The sequence below is a fragment of the Breznakia sp. PF5-3 genome, assembly GCF_029504745.1.
GTDB lineage: Bacteria > Bacillota_I > Bacilli_A > Erysipelotrichales > Erysipelotrichaceae > Breznakia.
This window is the reverse complement of sequence record NZ_JAQFIQ010000045.1, coordinates 1-18,789: the sequence shown is the minus strand read 5'-3', so window position 1 is coordinate 18,789 and position 18,789 is coordinate 1. Positions and strand designations below refer to the sequence as shown.

14 protein-coding genes are annotated in these 18,789 nt (G+C 31.6%); 11 read left to right on the top strand and 3 right to left on the bottom strand.

Going from position 1 to position 18,789, the window contains the following annotated elements:
- Positions 1-233: 233 nt before the first annotated feature.
- The 8 genes from M2475_RS09725 (at position 234) to M2475_RS09690 (ending at position 7,364) form a co-directional block, all read left to right on the top strand.
- Positions 234-1,514: an RNA polymerase sigma factor gene (locus tag M2475_RS09725; protein ID WP_277491219.1), complete on the top strand. Its 1,281-nt coding sequence runs from the start codon at positions 234-236 to the stop codon at positions 1,512-1,514.
- A gap of 238 nt (positions 1,515-1,752) precedes the next feature.
- The gene (locus M2475_RS09720; RefSeq protein WP_277491218.1) at positions 1,753-2,310 is read left to right on the top strand and encodes a PadR family transcriptional regulator; all 558 of its coding nucleotides are present in this window, start codon (positions 1,753-1,755) and stop codon (positions 2,308-2,310) included.
- Positions 2,311-2,400: 90 nt separating this feature from the next.
- Complete coding sequence (locus M2475_RS09715) at positions 2,401-2,742, top strand: PadR family transcriptional regulator (RefSeq protein WP_277491216.1); 342 nt, start codon at positions 2,401-2,403, stop codon at positions 2,740-2,742.
- Positions 2,729-3,658 (top strand): permease prefix domain 1-containing protein, encoded by a 930-nt coding sequence (locus M2475_RS09710; protein WP_277491215.1) that lies wholly within the window; start codon positions 2,729-2,731, stop codon positions 3,656-3,658. Before M2475_RS09715 ends, M2475_RS09710 begins: the two co-directional genes overlap by 14 nt.
- 2 nt (positions 3,659-3,660) lie before the next feature.
- Positions 3,661-4,593, top strand: coding sequence for an ABC transporter ATP-binding protein (locus M2475_RS09705; RefSeq protein ID WP_277491213.1), 933 nt, complete (start codon positions 3,661-3,663; stop codon positions 4,591-4,593).
- 9 nt (positions 4,594-4,602) lie between these two features.
- Positions 4,603-5,730, top strand: a complete 1,128-nt coding sequence (locus tag M2475_RS09700; protein ID WP_277491211.1) for an ABC transporter permease — start codon at positions 4,603-4,605, stop codon at positions 5,728-5,730.
- Positions 5,717-6,850 (top strand): ABC transporter permease, encoded by a 1,134-nt coding sequence (locus M2475_RS09695; RefSeq protein ID WP_277491209.1) that lies wholly within the window; start codon positions 5,717-5,719, stop codon positions 6,848-6,850. The genes M2475_RS09700 and M2475_RS09695 overlap by 14 nt, the downstream gene beginning before the upstream one ends.
- Before the next feature lie 139 nt (positions 6,851-6,989).
- Entirely contained in the window at positions 6,990-7,364 is a 375-nt protein-coding gene (locus M2475_RS09690) for a DUF2500 family protein (protein WP_277491207.1), read from the top strand.
- On the opposite strand, the gene murI is transcribed toward M2475_RS09690, so the two are convergent.
- The 3 genes from murI to M2475_RS09675 form a co-directional block, all read right to left on the bottom strand.
- Positions 7,361-8,128, bottom strand: coding sequence for a glutamate racemase (gene murI / locus M2475_RS09685; RefSeq protein ID WP_277491205.1), 768 nt, complete (start codon positions 8,126-8,128; stop codon positions 7,361-7,363). The genes M2475_RS09690 and murI overlap by 4 nt on opposite strands.
- A 65-nt stretch (positions 8,129-8,193) precedes the next feature.
- Positions 8,194-8,790 (bottom strand): GNAT family N-acetyltransferase, encoded by a 597-nt coding sequence (locus M2475_RS09680; protein ID WP_277491204.1) that lies wholly within the window; start codon positions 8,788-8,790, stop codon positions 8,194-8,196.
- Between the two features lie 15 nt (positions 8,791-8,805).
- On the bottom strand, positions 8,806-9,621 hold the full coding sequence (locus M2475_RS09675) for a Cof-type HAD-IIB family hydrolase (RefSeq protein WP_277491202.1): 816 nt from the start codon (positions 9,619-9,621) through the stop codon (positions 8,806-8,808).
- A gap of 76 nt (positions 9,622-9,697) precedes the next feature.
- On the opposite strand from M2475_RS09675, the gene M2475_RS09670 reads away from it, so the two are divergent.
- The 3 genes from M2475_RS09670 to M2475_RS09660 all read left to right on the top strand — a co-directional run bounded on the left by M2475_RS09670 (position 9,698) and on the right by M2475_RS09660 (position 18,651).
- The gene (locus tag M2475_RS09670) at positions 9,698-10,657 is read left to right on the top strand and encodes an L-lactate dehydrogenase (protein WP_277491201.1); all 960 of its coding nucleotides are present in this window, start codon (positions 9,698-9,700) and stop codon (positions 10,655-10,657) included.
- Positions 10,658-10,672: 15 nt separating this feature from the next.
- Entirely contained in the window at positions 10,673-11,758 is a 1,086-nt protein-coding gene (locus tag M2475_RS09665) for an Mbeg1-like protein (protein ID WP_277491199.1), read from the top strand.
- A 317-nt stretch (positions 11,759-12,075) separates the two neighbouring features.
- Positions 12,076-18,651 carry an SHIRT domain-containing protein gene (locus M2475_RS09660; protein WP_277491198.1) on the top strand — a complete coding sequence of 2,192 codons (6,576 nt, stop codon included), beginning with the start codon at positions 12,076-12,078 and terminating at the stop codon, positions 18,649-18,651.
- Positions 18,652-18,789: the final 138 nt, after the last annotated feature.

Genomic DNA, 18,789 nt, shown 5'->3' with positions numbered 1-18,789 from the left:
ACTAAAAGGATTATCCCCTGTAGCATACAGAGAACAATCCTCAAGTTTAAGCGCTTAAATAATAACGTGTCCAACTTTATGGGTTCACATCAAAAGCGATCTTTTTTATTTTTTTAAGAAAAAAATGGTACATTTTATGAAAACATTTGTCCTCTTATTAGAATAGTTTATAAAAAATGAACGATTATCAATTTAAAGAAGACTAAAAGAAGGACGGTAAGAGGGCGGAAAAGATGAAAATGGTTAAGAAACGACAAATGATTTCAAAAGAAGTTATTATTCGAGCACAAAACGGGGATGAAAGTGCATTTACAGAAATTTATCAAGTCTATTTTAAGTATGTTTGTTATGTGGTAAATCAATTTTTCAATAATAACGGATCAACAGAAGATATAGCACAGGAAGTTTTTATTAAAGTACATCAAAAAATTAACGAGTTGAAAGAACCTAAAGCATTTCATTCCTGGATTCGAAGAATTACATATACTAAATGTATAAATCAATATAATAAAAATTCTAAAATTAAGGATCTTGGCGAAGATATGGATATTGATGATTTCGGTGATAATAAACAACCGAAAGTATCAGAAGTTATAGATCGAAAGCAGTTGATGGAAATCGTTGGGAAATCTTTATCAACAATGAAACCTACGTATAAGAGTGTGGGAATGTTACGTTATTTCGAAGGGCTAAAAATAGATGAAATAGCTTCCATATTGGAAATTCCTAGGGGAACTGTAAATTCTAGACTGACGAAAGTCCGCGAATCATTGAAAAAAGAATTAAAAAAAGAGGGAATATCACCTAGAACATATGGATTGCTTTTCTTGAGTCCAAGTTTTTTCATTAATGCATATCGCATGTTATATAAAAAATCTTTAGGAGATGATTCAAGTATTGCAATAGGAAGCAAAGGAAAAGCAACAACTAGAGCAAAAGCATTGATGATTTCAACAACCATTATCGTTGCAGCTGTAATTTCTAGTCTGCTCTATAATCCAAAGCATGAAGCTGAGGTGACATCAAAAACGATGGAAATAAAGAAAGAAGTACAGATAGAAAAAGCAAAAATAAAAGATATAATTTATGATACAAACTGGCGTAATCAAAAATTAGATGTTGAAATCGAAACAACAAATAAAGAATATGATCGAATTTTAATCAATGGTGTTGAAACAAATGAAATCTTAGAAAATGGAACTTATATATGTAGTTTAGAAAAAGATGGAGAAACGATAGATGAAAAAGAAATAGTTGTTTCTAATATTGACTATAATAGTCCTACAGGATATACGCAATCTGATCAAAATAATTATTTCGTAATACGCTTAAATGATGATCTCTCAAACGTTAATCCTAATAATATCACATTATTAATAGATGGAATAAGAAGTGAAGGATACATGTATGATGAACAAACAAACCTGCTTTCAATTCAATGTATAGAAGGAAAAAAGTATATACTTTATGTTGGCGATTATGCAGGAAATATATTGGAAATAGAAATAAAATAAATAGGCTGTAAAAAAATATTGATTTTTATTATCATTTTTTGAAAACATCTTATCTATTAACAATAAATAAGATGTTTTTATTTGAAATAAAAGGATAGCACTCATAACGTTTGAAATATATTTATCAATGATAGACGACTAGATATGAAATCGAATCTGCTAGGAAGCATTGACAATAGTATAAAATTATATTATTCTAAAAGTAGAATAATACCAAATGGTATTAATGGAGGTAATTATGTCTGCAAAATATGGATTATTAGGGTTGTTGAGTTATGGGGATCAAAGTGGTTATGATTTAAATCGTACTTTCTCTCATTCGATAAACAATTTTTGGCATACGCAAACAAGTCAGATATACAAAGAATTGACGAGTATGGAAAAGGTGGGTTGGTTAACTTCGCATATTGTATATCAAGAGGATAAACCAAACCGTAAGGTTTATTCGATTACAGAATTAGGAAGAGAAGAATTGCATAAGTGGTTAGATAAAGATTTTATTGAAAAAGAAATGCGGATTCGAAATCTCTTTTTGATTAAAGTATTTTTTCTTGGGGAAAACAAAATTGATGAAAATATCCTTTTATTTAAAGAATATAAAGCAAGGTGTGAAGCTACCTTGAATAGATTAGAAAAAATAGATAGTAATATTGAAAAATTTGTAGAAAATGAAAAAGATCGCAATCGCTCATTGTATTGGAAAATGACAGCAAGATATGGAGATTATTATTATAAAATGTGCATTGAATGGGCGAATGAAATGATAGAGATTTTAGAGAAAGAAAAAACAAAATAAAATTTTACTTTACCTGTCGTAGTAATTGTGATATATTATTACTACACCAGTCGTAGTAAAAACAAGTGGTGAGAAAAGAGAGGTAATGTGATGATCAGTAGTGATGTAATTCGTGGATACAATGATCTCATTATTTTATCGATTATTTTAGATAAAGATAGTTATGGATATGAAATTTCAAAAGAAATAGAAGATATTTCAGAAAAGAAATATATTATCAAGGAGACAACCCTTTATTCGGCATTTAATAGGTTGGAGAAAAAAGGGTATATTGTTTCTTATCATGGAAATGAGACATTTGGAAAAAGAAGAACATATTATAAAATAACTAATCAGGGAATAACATATTATAAAGAAAAATGTGAAGAGTGGGAAGTCACAAAAGATGTAATTAACAGATTTATAAGGAGATTAGCGGATGGAAACAATTAGAGCGTATATTGATCAGATGTTTAAGGACTTACCAAAGACAAAAGAAGTTGTGGAAATGAAATTAAATATTCAAGATCATATGGAAGAAAAATTTCAAGAACTCATTGATGAAGGTATCAATGAAGCAGAAGCTAGCAAACGTGTGATTAATGAATTTGGTGATATGGATGAAATATTGAAAGAATTGGATATTGATCCAAATAAAGAAAACCAAGAAGAAATCAATTATTTAAGTGATGAAGAAATTGAGAAATATGTCCAATGGAAAAGGACATTTATGATAATGATAGCGATTGGTGTTATGCTTTGTATCAATGCCGTTGGAATATCATCAATGCTCCAAGATTTTATCTCAGGAAAATTTGGAAATATTATTACAGGAATTGTTTTCTTTGGATTGATTGCTGTTGCGGTAATTATCTTCATTATCTTCGGCATGCGTGCTGAGTATTATGACGCGATGGTCAAAGATGCAGTAATTGATAGTAGTAAAAAGGTAGAACTACAAAAACGGTATTTGGATGCGAAAAAGAAGCAAGCATTGCCAATTGCTTTAGGGGTTCTGTTGTGTATTATATCAGTTGCAATTTATCCACTTGTTGAATTTATATTAACAGATGGAATTGCAGGGTTTGTTTTCTTCTTTATTATTAGTGTTGCTGTAGCAATGTTTATTACATCTAGTAGTAGTACGGAAGCATATGAAGTTTTTATTGATGAGAAGAAAAGAGTAGGAAGTAATGGGACAACAAGAGAGAAAGAAGATGGGGCAATTCACGGAGTTATTATGCTTTCTGCAACAGCCATTTATTTAGTATTAGGATTTTTACTTCACTGGTGGCATCCAGGATGGATTATATTTCCATTAGCAGGAATTCTTTGTGGAATTGTAGAGGTAACGAGAAAGGATAGGTAGTTATGATAGTAGAAATTAAGGACTTAGTAAAATATTATGGTGATTTTAAAGCATTAGATCACTTTAATTTAGAAGTAAAGGATGGGGAAATTTTAGGTTTGTTAGGGCCTAATGGAAGTGGTAAAACAACGACAATAAATTGTTTGTTAGCATTGTTAACACATGAAGAAGGAACTATTAAAATTTTTGGAAAAGATATGACAGCAAGTTCATATGATATAAAAAAGGATATTGGTGTTGTAATGCAGAATGTAGCTGTTTTTGAAGAACTTACAGTATTTCAAAATGTAGATTATTTTTGTGGATTATACATAAGTGATCGTAAACAGTGTCAACAATATGTTGAGGAAGCATTAACATTTGTAGGGTTAAATGATTATAAGAAAAAATATCCTAAAGAATTAAGTGGAGGTTTACTGAGAAGATTAAATATTGCTTGTGGAATTGCTCATAAACCAAAATTGATTATCTTAGATGAGCCTACTGTGGCAGTAGATCCACAATCAAGAAATCATATCTTGGAGAATATTCAAGAGTTGAATAAAAAGGGAGCAACGATTGTGTATACGACACATTACATGGAAGAAGTCGAACAACTTTGTGATCGCATTATTATTATGGATAGTGGAAAAGAAATCGCTAGTGGAACAAAAGAGGTATTAAAGAATTCAATTCAAGTGAAAGAAAAAATTAAGTTTGAAATGGATGCTTTAGAAGATGATGTTTTAGTTTATATAAAAGGCCATAAAGATGTAAATGATGCAAGTTTTAAAAATCAATTATTAGAAATTGAAGTTACGAAGAATAATGGATTACTATTGGAGTTGTTATCTTATTTTAAAGAAAATAAGATAGACTTTAATAAAGTATATAGTGAAACGCCAACATTAAATGATGTTTTCTTGGAAATCACAGGAAAAGAATTAAGGGATTAGGTGTCGCTTATGTTTCATATATTTAAATATCGATTTATTTGTTTTATAAAAGATAAAACCATTTTATTTTGGTCATTGTTGTTTCCTATTGGTTTAGCAACATTATTCTTTTTTGCTTTTTCAAATTTAGGTAGTGAAAGCAACTTAGATGTTATTAAGGTAGCGGTTGTAGATAATGGGAATAAAGATTTTAATGCAGTCGTTGAGGAATTGAGTAAAGAAGGGGATAATCAAATCTTAGATGCAACTTATACAAGTGAAAAAAAGGCTAAGAAACTAGTTAAAGATGGTGAAGTTGAAGCGGCTTTAGTGAGTAGCGATAAACCAACCGTACTGTATCGTAATGATACTTTGGAAACACAAATTTTAAAAGAAGTAGTACAATCGTATTTGCGAATCAATGCTACAGTGAATACAATTGCAAATGAGAATCCTCAAAAAATGAATGATATGGTAATCACGGATCTTATTGAAAATAAGGTGCTTGTAAAGGATTATGGATCAAATGCAGGGTCTTCTGATCCAACGATGCAATACTTTTATACCATTATTGCTATGACTTGTATGTATGGAGGTTTCTGGGGGTTAAAAAGTATCAGTGATACACAAGCGAATCAAAGTGATCGGGCAATTCGTTTAAACATTGCACCAACGCATAAAATGAAGTTAGTGTTTATTGATTATTTAGTAACCTTTACTTTAATGGTAGTGGAATTAGCAATTACTTTTGCTTATTTGATTTTAGTTTTAGGCGTTGATTTTGGATCTTACTTTCCACAAGTAATTGGGGTAAGTTTATGTGGAGTATTGATGAGTTTAGGAATGGGAATTATGATAGGATGTATTTCAAAGTTAAAAGAAAATACAAATATCACCATCATAAGCATGGGAAGTTTATTTAGTTGTTTCTTGGCAGGTATGATGGCTAGTAATATGCCATATATTTTAAATCAAAGTGTTCCGTTTATTAAATATATCAATCCTGCAACGTTGATTACCAACAGTTTTAATATGTTGTATTATTACGAAGATATTTCTCCGGTATATATCAACATGGCAATTCTAGTGGGAATGGGAATTATTGCCCTAATTATTTCATATAATGTATTAAGGAGAAAAGCTTATGCAAGTATTTAAACTATTTTTCCAAATTATTAATAAAAATAAAGTAAGTGTATTCATGACGTTATTTATAGCTTTTTCTTTTTCAATTATCTTTGTGAAAAGCAATGGAGATCAATTTGTAATTCAAAAGGCAGATATTGCTATTGTTGATAAAGATCAAAGTGAGAGTTCGAAAGCGTTGATTAAGTATATGGCAGGGAATACAAATGTCAAAGATATTGATGAAGATATGATTGAGGATGCTCTGTTTTATCAAGATATAGAGTATGTCATGTATATTCCTAAAGGATATGAAGGGCAAATCAAGCAAAACAAAGAAATTGCTTTGGAAAAGAAGCAGGTGCCGGATTCGGCAAGTGCATACATCGTAGATTCTTATGCAGAATCCTTTACAAATACCATTCGTGGATATTATGCGCATGGTGATGTTTCAATAAAAGAAGCGGTTAAGAAAGCGAATAAAGATCTTGCATTGGAAGTAAGTTCTGAAAACATAGTAGGTGAAAAAACAGAACCAATACATTTCTATTTCAATTTCCTATGTTACTCATTCTTCTGTTCACTTATCTGGGGTATTGGTGCTGTTATGGTATCGCTTAATAAAGTGGATATAAAGCGAAGAAATGTAGTGTCTCCTATATCAAATTTGAAAATGAATGTACAATTGAGTATGGGGGCAGGAGTACTAGGTGTTGTATTGTTTGTAGTGTCTGTAATCTTTGCATATGTTTTCTTTGGTGATGGAATGAAAGCAACGGGTTCATATTTGTATATACTAAATTTAGTAGCTCTCTTATTCCCTTGCCTTGGGTTATCTTATTTGATTGGAAGTGCAATTAAAAAAGCTGAAGCAATCAATGGAATTTCAAATATTCTATGTTTAGGATTAGCATTTCTTGGAGGTTGTTTTGTACCACAATCGATGTTGAGTGATTCTGTGTTGATGGTATCTAAGTTTATTCCATCTTATTGGTTTGTGAATAGTAATGATCGCATTTATAACTTAACATCTTTAGATGCTAAATTTGTAGATCCTATTTTTCAAAATATGGCAATTCTAATAGGCTTTGGAATCTTGTTTTTTGTGCTAGCGATATTGATTAGTAAAAAAACTCGTAAAAATGTAATATAGAATTTCAGTTTAAAACAGTATAGACAAGTACTTAGTGCTTGTCTTTTTAATTATTATAAACTTGACGAGTATCCAAAATTAAGAAATAATAGATTTATTGTAATCATCGGAATTGAAAAGTATAAGAGAGGAAAAAACTATGGATAAAGAGACGTATGATATACTTACATCTATTACTGAAATTATGGCCTTTGTTTTTATAGGTGGGATGATTATTTTGATATTTCTTACATATCGACCAAAAAAGAAAAAGACAACTGGAGAGTTTCAAGTTATGGCGACAGTGTTGCGTAAGGAAGTATATTTGGTGGCAAATCCTGCAAATAAAATGAATAGTACATACCATAGTTATGAAGTAGTTTTTCTGATGGATGATGAAGAAAAAGTATTTGTTGTGAATAGTTTCTTTTACAATGTACTTGAAGTAGGCGATAAAGGAATATTAGAGTATACAAAAGAACGAGATATTATTTCGTTTGCAGATAAAATAAAAAAAATAACTCCAATACCTTAAAGGTTTGGAGTTATTAAACGTTTGCTCAATTCGATTTTAGAATTATCAGAATTGTAAATATCGATTTTTAATGGTTGTTTTGATAGCAGTTGTTTTTCTTCGAGAATGTGAGCTAAGTGTTTAGCGGTTCCTTCATTTCCGTCGATCACTTGGATTGGCTTTTGGAAATAATTTTGAATCTCTTGTTTTAGAAAAACAAAATGTGTACAACCTAAAACAATGCTATCAATTTGCTTTGTTTTGATATGTGATGCATATTGATCCAATTGATGGTTTACAACAGCTTGATGATCTTTAAAATCGCTTTCAATTGCTGTTACAAATTCGGGACAAGGTAATTTTATAATATGATGATCACTTTCATAGCATTTCATTAAGTTTGCAAACTTTTCTTCTTTTAGGGTTAGATGTGTAGCCATTACGATAATTGTTTGGTTTTGCTTATTGTGGGCAGCAACTTTTAGTGCAGGTTCCATACCAATAATTGGAATAGGATAACGTTCACGTAAAGTTTGTACCGCAGCACTGGTAGCAGTATTACAAGCAACAACAATTGCTTTTACATTTTTCGTAATAAAAAAATCACAAATTTCAATACATCGTTGGATGATTGCTTCTTTGTCTTTTATTCCATAAGGAGCATTTTTAGAATCTCCATAATATATATAATGTTCATTAGGTAAATGTTTTAAGCATTCATTGAGAACACTGATACCACCAAGTCCAGAATCAAAGATTCCAATTGGGGATGTTTCTGTAATCATATTATCACCTCAAATAAAATAATTATAGCATAAGCTATCAATAAAAAGAAAAGCACATAGTGCTTTTAAATAATTAATTCATAATGTTTTGGATGCATAACCTTTTTTAATACCTCATAAGCTTTAGGGTCGGTAGCAGAATCAAGCAAAGGTAGTTCTGTGATTTTAAATCCTAGTTTACCATATAGACCAACCGCTTTGTAACTCCATGTTTGGGTGTGTAAAAATATTTCTTTTTCTTCAGGATCGGTTTCCTTAAACTTTGATAGAGCATATGTAACAATAGCTCTTCCAAGTCCTTTCCCTTGAGCAGATGGCGAAGTGGATACCCAGTGTAAGACAGCATAATAACGTTCTTTGCTATTTTTAAACCAAGCGCTTGATGTAGCTACATAATTTTTATTTTCATCTAGAATAAAACACATTCGTTTTGGAAGCGTATCTTTATATGGCATAAAAACACGATTAAAGTAATCCCTTGCTTTTTCTTTAGACTCAAATTCATGTACACTATATTCTATTTCGATCCAGTGCTCTTCATCTCCATCTTCATACATTTTATATGAATATCCTTCTGGTAAAGTTAGAATCTTATGGTTAGTAGCAACTTTAGCATCTGCTTTCATAATGATATCACAGTATGGAAGATCTTTATTTAACATTCATATTCTCCTTCTTTATAAGATATAAGTATCAATCACTTCCGCAATTGCACTTTCGTTATTTGTGGTTTTGGTAATCACATCTGCAATGTTTTTGATAGGCTCAATTGCATTTTGTACAGCAACTCCTAATCCAGCATCTTCAATTAATCCTACATCATTATAATTATCACCAACCCCAATAGTTTCAGAGATATCAATATTTAAATAGTTAGCAAGATTTAAGAGACCAATCCCCTTATGGATACCAAGTGCATTTAACTCCAAATATCGATTACTTGAAAAGGAGACGGTAATGAAATTATCAGTAATTGGTATTAGCTCAGGTTCTAGGGAGCGAAGAAAGTCCATAGAATCTTCTTTTTCAAATAATAGTTTTATGATTGTTTCATCTTTAAATATTTCAATATTGTCATCATCATGAAAAACAATATTATTACCAAAATTCATTATCCGTTCTTTTTCTTTTTCATCAGGATGAAAAACATGAACATTTTCAGGTGTGAAAATTTGAACACATAAGTTTTTGCTTCTTCCAAACTTATATAGTTCTTTTGCTTTTTCATAGGTTAATGGTGAACAACTAATAATTTTATTAGTTTTATTTTCTATTACAATTGCACCATTACACAGAATACTGTATTCCTGTTCTTGATTAATATCTAAATCATCGTAGAGGGTTCCTAAAAATCCTGGTCCTCTACCACTGCAAGGAACAATCTTTACACCCTTTTCTCTTGCTTTGGCAATTGCCTTTTTATTACCTTCATCTATTTGATGTTGATCATTAAATAGGGTTTCATCTAAATCCATTGCTAATAACTTATACATATCTAATCTCCTTAATCATATAGTTAGTATAACACAAAAAAAAGTTGTACAATATGGTTGTAACGGAGGATTAATTATGAACACAATAGGAAATAGAAAAATCGTATTAGTAGGTACTGGTTTTGTAGGGATGAGTATGGCATATAGTTTATTGACACAAAGAGGGATTGATGAGTTAGTCTTGATTGATGTCAATAAAGAGAAAGCAGAAGGTGAAGCGATGGATTTATCACATGGTTTACCATACGCTGCAAACAGTAAAATGATTATTAAATCAGGAGGCTATGAGGAATGTGCGGATGCAAGTATCATTGTGATTACGGCAGGAGCAGCACAAAAGCCTGGACAAACAAGATTAGAACTAACAGCAATAAATACAAAGATTATTAAAGAGATTTGTGAGAATATCAAGGCAAGTGGATTTAATGGTGTAATTATAGTGGCTAGTAATCCAGTGGATATTATGACGTATGTAGTACAGCAAGTAACAGGTTTACCAACTAGTCAAGTGTTTGGTTCAGGAACTTTACTTGATACAGCAAGGCTACGCTATATGATTGGAAATTACTTAGATGTGAACCCAAATAATGTGCATGCTTATATCATGGGAGAACATGGTGATTCAAGCTTTGTTTCTTGGACAAATGCATATATAGGATCAAAGAGTTTATTAGCACTTTTAGATGAACAAGATAAAGGGCTTGATGATTTACTTGAAATTTATGAAGAAGTGCGTAATGCAGCATATGAAATCATCGAGAAGAAAAAGGCAACATATTATGGTATAGGGTTGTCTTTGAATCGATTGGTTGCAGCGGTATTGAATAACGAAGATCTTATTCTATCTGTATCAGCTCATCAAAATGGTGAATATGGAAAGCAAGGCTTGTATATTGGGGTTCCTGCGGTTGTAAATCGTGATGGGATACGCGATATACTAGTGTTACCATTAAATGAAGTAGATAGATGTAAATTTGAAGCATCTTATGATAATTTAGAAAAGGTTATTAAGGAAACTGTAGATCCACTACTATAGAGTATTGGAGGTAATATGCAAGATATTATTTATTATGTTAAAAAGTATAAAAATAAAACTTTTTTAGAAAAGCCTTTTAATAATGTCGATGCATTGGTATTAGCACAATTATCTTACATTGATTTTGAAAGTGTTCCTCACATTAGTGAGCAAAAGCGAAAGGTATCAATTCAACAAATAGTAAAAGCATTAGATTTAAATGTGCTAGCAAAGAGTATTCTAAATGGTGGGAAAAATAGACGCTTACTGTTAGCTATTGCTAGTAGTAAGCGTTATTCTCATTTACATTTAAATTACTATATCAATCACATTGATGAAATTAGCGAAAAACAATTTTCTGCAGTAACTTTTTATCTGCAAGAGTGTACCTATATTGTTTTTAGAGGAACAGATTCTACGATTGTAGGGTGGAAAGAAGATTTTAATATGTTATTTCAATCGCCAATTCCATCACAAACAGCAGGGGTTCGATATTTAGAACACATACTACCTTTATTAGATGGTAATATAATTGTTGGTGGACATTCAAAAGGTGGAAATATTGCAATGTATTCAACAATGCATATCAATACAACTTTACAAGATAAAATAAAACTTATTTATAGTTTTGATGGTCCAGGATTTCGTAGTGAGATTAGGCAAAGTAGTGCTTATCAAAATATTAAAGAGCGAGTGATTAAAATTATGCCACAATCATCAATGGTAGGAATTTTGTTTGAAGAAGAAAGTGATTATACAATTATTCGCAGTAAAAATATATGGATTACACAACACGATCCGTTTTCTTGGGAAGTTAAGAATGGAGATTTCATATATTTGGAAAAACCGAATAAAAGCTTAATGCGTATGAATTATAAATTGAATCGCTGGTTAGATACACTTGATACAAAAGATAAAGAGAAATTTGTGGAAGGTGTATATGATATTTATCGAGGGTGTGATGCGAAAACTTTGGAAGAGTTTACTTCTTCTTGGAAACAAAATGCTTCTATTATTTTTAAATCAATTAAAACGTTGGATAAAGAAACACGGTCTTATATTTTTAAAACCATTAAATCAATGTTGAAGTTTTTGGTTTGGAAAGAGAAGAAAGAAGCATAAGTGAATATATTCAGCTTAAGGCCATTAACCGTAGTGTTAAGGCCTTTTTTGTTATATTTGCATCAAAATGTAAGAAAAATGAAAAATATTCAAAAAAGTCGAACGATATTCGGAAAAGAACTGTCTAATTAATGAAAGGTAAGGATTAAAGAAAGGATGAATTAATTGTACATAAATGAAAAACCATGCAAAGGGGGTAAAAAAAGAGATATGGAGGAAAACATTTATATGCAAAAGCAGACAGGATTTAGGGAAGGATAATTAGTAATAAATTAAGTTTGGAATCTCATATGTATGGGATTTATGAGGAGGGCGAAATGAAAAGAAAGAAAAATTATTTTGTTAAACGAATGCAGCTCATTATAATAATGATGAGTATTTTGCTAATCGTAACACAAGGGTTATCTGTGTATATTAATGCACAGGACAGTATACCCCAAAATGAAGTTGTAACAGAGACAGGAAATGAAGAAGTTACAGAAACAAATATTGAAGAAGAAACAAAAGAAGTGGTAAAAGAGGGTCATGAAAAAGTTGATGTGGAAGAAATAAAACTTCCTACCCAAATGCGCTCAGCGATGAATAGAGTATATTTATCAAGTAGCAATGTAGTTTTAAAAGATCCATCATCATTTTCGGTTGGAACATTACAGACACGTACATTTACCGTTTTGTATCAAGTAACACCAATGTCATTAGCAGAAGGTGGCGTAAATCGTCACTTAGTTTTTACTGTGCCAAAGCATTTTTCACTGACAGCAGATGATGCAACAATTACAAAGATGTTAGAAGAATTAAAAATGAAGAATATAAAAATTACAACAACAGCAGAAGGTGTACAACAAATTGATATGGATTTACCAAATGAAGATATCAATATGTTTGCTGTTTCATTTGAAGTTCAACAAGATGCTTTAGGAATTTTAAAGGATATGAGTGAAGATAAAGTATATCGTTTTGGATTACAAAATTATTGTAATTATATCGATGATACAAATCGCGGAACATTATATGATGAAGGTGAAGATGGATATACGAATTATATGGATTTTACGGTTAATAAGAAAGAAGCGAATTATTCTATAAACAGTATTGAAACAAAACAACTTACACCAAAAGAGCTGGGGGCAGTCTTTGGAGGAAGAGTTGATGGGAAGGCTTTATCAGCAAATGAAGAAACAATTGCAGCAGCAAATAATATGTTCATGATTGATATTGAAAAAACAGCAGGTTATTTCACAACGGATATGAAAATAGAAATACCATTACCCAATTGTTTTATTGAACCTATAAATATAACGGCTGTGTTTAAAGATAAACTAGGAAATGAAGTAAACCTTGGTCGGACAATTTCAGGCAATACAATTACGCTTAATCCATATGCTAATATTCATTCTGCAATGGATTATGTGACTGCAGCAGATAATGCATCATGGATGGATTTTTTAGAGCGAGAAGGAACCATAACAATCAAAGTAGGTGTTAAAAGTAAATATCATAGTATTGAAGAGAATACATTATATGAAGCAAGTGATGTAGTTTCAATGGACTATATGCTTTTTGATACTAGTCAAAGTATAAAATCATTAACTGGTGATAAAGTATCTTTTATGCTTAAAAATGGTGATTTGTATTGGCAAGAGGGAGAAAATCTTCATTCTAGAGAAGCGTATATAGGAAATACGTTGCAAACAAAACTAGAGCAGTATAAGAGTAAAGAAGTAGGATATAATACAAAAGATCTTAGTTTTGGAATGGTATTTGATGTAGGAAAAGAAACAAGTTGGAGAATTGAAGAAGATTTTAAGGTGACGTATACATTTAAAGAAGAATTATCACCAATCGCATTAACAGGTTTGAAAACAACAAAAGATCAAGGATTTATCTATCAATTTTATAAAGACAATGAATCTACACCATTTAAAGTTATGAATATTGGTGATGGAGATACTTATGATGCTTCAAGTGAATTGGGAAGGGGCTATATTTCAAAAATAGAAATTATTCCTGTAAATAATAAATTTAGTTGGACAACTGCTATTACTACGGGTGGAAGAATTGTTTGGTTTGATGCAACGATGAAAACATATGATAAGTTCCCAAGTACTGGTGCTGATATTCCAGATGGATATGAAGCAAAAATAGTAAGAGAATTGGATTCAAAGGATTTGCAATCGAAAGGTGGAGCAATAACAAAAGATATTGTAATAAAGTTAACGGAAAAGAAAGATGATTTACAATTGTTTGGTGTTGGAGATGCTTCTTATGCTAGTGCCTTTCTCAATGGGTCAGGAACTGTTGAGGTAAATAATCACAAAGATAGTGTTCGTTTTATTTCTTATGGGATTCGAAAACGTGCATCGACAATGGACTATAACATTGACGCAGAAGGAAATACATATCCTTCAACTTCACCAGAATTTAATCCTGTAACGGTTACTATTTCAGGTGATGCAGTAGCAATGATTGATCGCGTAGGAACATCAAGACAACAATTAGTTAGCTATGTTGATGAGAACGGAGTAGAGCATAAGGTTTTAAATGATGCTGAAGCATATCGTGAAAAAGTAGCGGCTTCTTATTTTCGTTATCCAAGTGAAGGAGATACCCAACCAGGAATTGTAGTTTCAAATCTAAGTGGACAAAATGGAAATGTTCTTGAAGAGAGTGAACTATATAAATTGGATGAAATTATCGCTGCCAACGGAGGAACATACGCGACGAGTATTACGGTAGCATTATATGATGTAAATACATGGGAAATTACAGATAATAGTTCGGTTGTATGTGTTCAAGGGTTATATGCAAAGACCATCAAACCAGGACATATGGGATATGATGCAGTAATAGGTGACAAGAATAGTGATGGAGAGATAAATGGAAAAGATCTAGGTTCAGGAATAAGCTTATCTTATTCGGTGAGTATGGATTGTAATCGAGATGATTTAGCACATGAATATCATCCAGCGAGTGTTGTAGGTACTTCGCGAAAAATAATACTTGGAAGTTATCCAAAAACATTAAGTGTTTCAGAATTAGATTGGTATGTAGCACCGAATGCCGTAGCTACAGGACTTAGTAATGTAGGAACGAGAACAGCAAAAGATCATATTTTAGGTGTTGTAGAACCAAAGAGCCCAAGTGGGGAACAGATGCATTATCAAAATGTAATCTATGATTTTTCTGATACAAATGAAGAAATACTAGCACTTACAAATGCAATTTATATTGATGAAAGATCATATTTAAATATTGAGTTTACTTACTATGAATCAAGTTCTGGTGAATATGTAACGAAATCATTTGAGGATATTGGAGCGTTAAGAAGTTGTACATCAGGTTATTGGTTATCAGAATCTAGTGGTTGGTACGAACCTACAGCATGGGATACACGTTATAGTGATAGTCATACAAAACCTTTTACATTGAGTTCACTTGTACCAGAATTTAATGTTTTGGATGGAGATTATATAACAGCACTTAAAGTAAGTGTACCAAATGATGTAAACTGGGGATCTAATGGAAGCAAATATGATGTGAATAATGCTACAACGTGGCAAAGAGAATCACAATTTGCAAGTAAACTACCAAAAGTAGCATTGGCTCGTGCTAATGCAGCCTTGCCAAAAACATACCCGATATCAAAAGTTGAAATAGGGCAGTTTGATGGATCCACAAGTGATTTAAGTGGAGATAATAAAGATGGTACAGGGGTTAATTATGATCAATTAAAAGTAGCAGTAGCATTATCTTTTGATGATATTTATGGAAGTAAGTATGAATTGAATGCGAATGGAAGAAGTAGTAAAATAGCACGTCCTGTTATGTATGTAAACTCTTTTAATGAAGCAATTAGTTATAAAGGAAGTGCGAGTACAACAAGTACATATCAAGGAAATACATTGACGGTGACAAGTACACAGAAATACAACTTTACAGATGAAACAAAAGATATTGATTCTGAATTAAAAATTAGACCAACAATTTATTATAAAATTCATAAAGATTTCACATATGTAAAAGATAGTATTGGCGGACTTCCAGAAGGGGCAACGGTTGTATATTTACCTCCTGGAACAGGAGAGTTGAGTTCTGGAAGTATAGAGTACGGATACTTAATTGTTGATTATAGTGGTTGTTTAGAAGGGATTGAACGAAATACAAACTTTACGAAGACTTTTGATTTATATGTAAGCCCTAATGCAGAGGCTATACATACAGCAAAACCTGTATTAGAAAGTTGGATGGATAGCGCATATGATTCAAATCGAGATGGTTCTTATTATGATTTTGAAAAAGACTATGATGTAGAGACGGGAGATTCTATAGAGTCGAAAGATACAACTAAAACAGGGGCTCCTTTTGGTGAAGAATTCTTTAATGAAACGACTGGAAAAAATAGAATGCTTCATGCAGATGTTACGACAACACATAGTATTCAAATGAGATTAAGAACTGGAATCAATGGGTCGGTTCTTGCGAAGGCTCCATATGATCAAGGAACAGCTGTAAGTAGCAAAGCAATCACAACCGTTGATAATTTATTTAGTATGAAAGCAAACATTTTTGGTGATATTACTTCAGGAAGTAATGAAATTTACAATTACTCTGTATATATTCCAATTCCTAAAAAAGGAAATACTTATACTTACTTTGAAGGACTTGATGAAAAAGAGTCAGCAGCGGATGATTTTTCAATGAATGCGATAGGCTATGATTTTAGTAGTATGGATTCAGCAACTGGTGATGTTGAATATACGCTTTATTATTCAACATCTACAACACCAAGTATGAATAACTTAAATAGTGGATTAGAAGATCCTACAGGTGAATATAAAGAATGGAATGCTGCAACAACATTAGAAGAATTGGAAGCAGCAACAATGATAAAAGTAATCGTAAAAAATATTAAGCCTTTTGAAGCTTATGATTTTGAGATAAAATGTGCATTAAGTGAAGATAAAAGTGTTGTTGGAGAACAAACTTCAAGTACAATCTATTACAGCAATATTCAAAGACAAGCTAATAATGATTGGTTAAGTAATGTTGGGTATCATACATCTTTAATGACATATACATTAACGGATATGGAATTATATGGACATGCTTGGTATGATGAAATTGAAAATGCACTTTATGATCGAATTTTAGAATTACCAAAAGCAGGAATTGAATTAAAAGTGTACAAAGATGGTGTTGAAATAGATAATCAACCAGATAGCAGTATCACAACAACAAATAGTGATGGGGAATATCGCTTTGCTGTTCCATCGGATGGAAAGTATACAGTAAAGGTTGTATCATCACCAATAACGTTAGTAGAGGCGTTTGCAGATGGTGATGATGGAGCAAATTCTTCATGGTATAATCCGGATACGAAATTGGCAGAAATAGAAGTTGTAGCTGATTTTAGTAAAGATTATTATACTTCAAAAGATATATTGTTAGGTATAAAGAAGACGTATAAAGCAACCCATAGTTTTAAAAGTGGAACCGAAGGGTTGGATTTACCAACCGCAATTGATGACTATTTGCCAGAAGATATAACAAATCTAGTAAATACAGCGTCTGTATCACCAACTTTACCAACGACAACAACCTATGCAGATAGTATTAATGATGGAGTATGGACGTTTAAAAATTATGATGCTGCAACAAAGACAATAAATAATGCAGATGTAAATTTTGAAGGAACATGGGAATTTGAAGCAAATAAATATAAAGCAACATATAGCTTTAAAAGTGGAACCGAAGGAGTAGCTTTACCAACTGCAATTAATGATTATTTACCAAGTGTTGTAACGAATTTAGTGAATAAAACTTCTGTAACACCAACCTTGCCAACGACAACAACGTATGTAGATAGTATCAATGATGGAGTGTGGACGTTTAAAAGGTACGATGCGCTTATTAAAACGATTAATAAGGCGGATATAAATTTTGAAGGTATATGGGAATTTGAAGCAAACAAATATAAAGCAACTCATAGTTTTAAAAGTGGAACTGAAGGGGTAGCTTTACCAACCGCGATTGATAGTTATTTACCAAAAGATATAACGAATTTAGTAAATAAAGAAGCTGTAACACCAACCCTACCAACTACAACGACATATGCAGACAGTGTCAATGATGGAGTATGGACATTTAAGGGTTATGATGTCACAACAACGACAATAAATAAAGCGGATGTAAATTTTGAAGGAACATGGGAATTTAAAATCAACCGATATAAAGCAGTTCATATATTTGAAAGTGGGACAAGTGGAGTAGCTTTACCGACAGCAATTGATAGCTATTTACCAGAAGATATAACGGATTTAATAAATAAGGAATCGGTATCAGCAACCCTACCAAGTACAACAACGTATGTAGATAGTGTCAATGATGGAGTGTGGACATTTAAAGGCTATGATGAAAACACAAAAACAATAAATAAAGCAAATGTGAAGTTTAAGGGTGTTTGGGAATTTGAAGCAAATAAATATAAAGCAGTTCATACATTTGAAAGTGGAACCGACGGTTTATCTTTGCCAACCGCAATTGATAGTTATTTACCAGAAGATATAATGAATTTAGTAAATAAAGAATCGGTATCAGCAACTCTACCAAGTACAACAACGTATGTAGATAGTGTCAATGATGGAGTGTGGACATTTAAAGGCTATGATGAAAACACAAAAACAATAAATAAAGCAGATGAGAAATTTAAAGGTGTTTGGAAATTTGAAAAAAACAAGCAAAGCAGTCCATCAAAGGATAAAAGAAAACCTAGTAAAATGACAGCAACATATTCACCAAGTACAGGTGATGAAAGTAATATTGAAAAGTTGATAATCATGCTTGGTGTATCCATGTTAGGAATCTTTGTAGTAGGAAGAAAAAGAAAAGCATAAAGATCTGCAATCATAAAAAGATTTATTAACAAAAAACCGATTCAATGATGTTATCCCCCTTAGGTATACAGTGCAAATAAATAAAGCACTTTAATTTAAGGGGGTTTTAATATGGGAAGAAATCAAAAATATACAATG

Excerpts from the sequence above, each read along its gene's own strand:
- M2475_RS09725 (WP_277491219.1), top strand. The coding sequence starts at position 234 with ATGAAAATGGTTAAGAAACGACAAATGATTTCAAAAGAAGTTATTATT.
- M2475_RS09720 (WP_277491218.1), top strand. The coding sequence starts at position 1,753 with ATGTCTGCAAAATATGGATTATTAGGGTTGTTGAGTTATGGGGATCAA.
- M2475_RS09715 (WP_277491216.1), top strand. The coding sequence starts at position 2,401 with ATGATCAGTAGTGATGTAATTCGTGGATACAATGATCTCATTATTTTA.
- M2475_RS09710 (WP_277491215.1), top strand. The coding sequence starts at position 2,729 with ATGGAAACAATTAGAGCGTATATTGATCAGATGTTTAAGGACTTACCA.
- M2475_RS09705 (WP_277491213.1), top strand. The coding sequence starts at position 3,661 with ATGATAGTAGAAATTAAGGACTTAGTAAAATATTATGGTGATTTTAAA.
- M2475_RS09700 (WP_277491211.1), top strand. The coding sequence starts at position 4,603 with ATGTTTCATATATTTAAATATCGATTTATTTGTTTTATAAAAGATAAA.
- M2475_RS09695 (WP_277491209.1), top strand. The coding sequence starts at position 5,717 with ATGCAAGTATTTAAACTATTTTTCCAAATTATTAATAAAAATAAAGTA.
- M2475_RS09690 (WP_277491207.1), top strand. The coding sequence starts at position 6,990 with ATGGATAAAGAGACGTATGATATACTTACATCTATTACTGAAATTATG.
- murI (WP_277491205.1), bottom strand. The coding sequence starts at position 8,128 with ATGATTACAGAAACATCCCCAATTGGAATCTTTGATTCTGGACTTGGT.
- M2475_RS09680 (WP_277491204.1), bottom strand. The coding sequence starts at position 8,790 with ATGTTAAATAAAGATCTTCCATACTGTGATATCATTATGAAAGCAGAT.
- M2475_RS09675 (WP_277491202.1), bottom strand. The coding sequence starts at position 9,621 with ATGTATAAGTTATTAGCAATGGATTTAGATGAAACCCTATTTAATGAT.
- M2475_RS09670 (WP_277491201.1), top strand. The coding sequence starts at position 9,698 with ATGAACACAATAGGAAATAGAAAAATCGTATTAGTAGGTACTGGTTTT.
- M2475_RS09665 (WP_277491199.1), top strand. The coding sequence starts at position 10,673 with ATGCAAGATATTATTTATTATGTTAAAAAGTATAAAAATAAAACTTTT.
- M2475_RS09660 (WP_277491198.1), top strand. The coding sequence starts at position 12,076 with ATGAAAAGAAAGAAAAATTATTTTGTTAAACGAATGCAGCTCATTATA.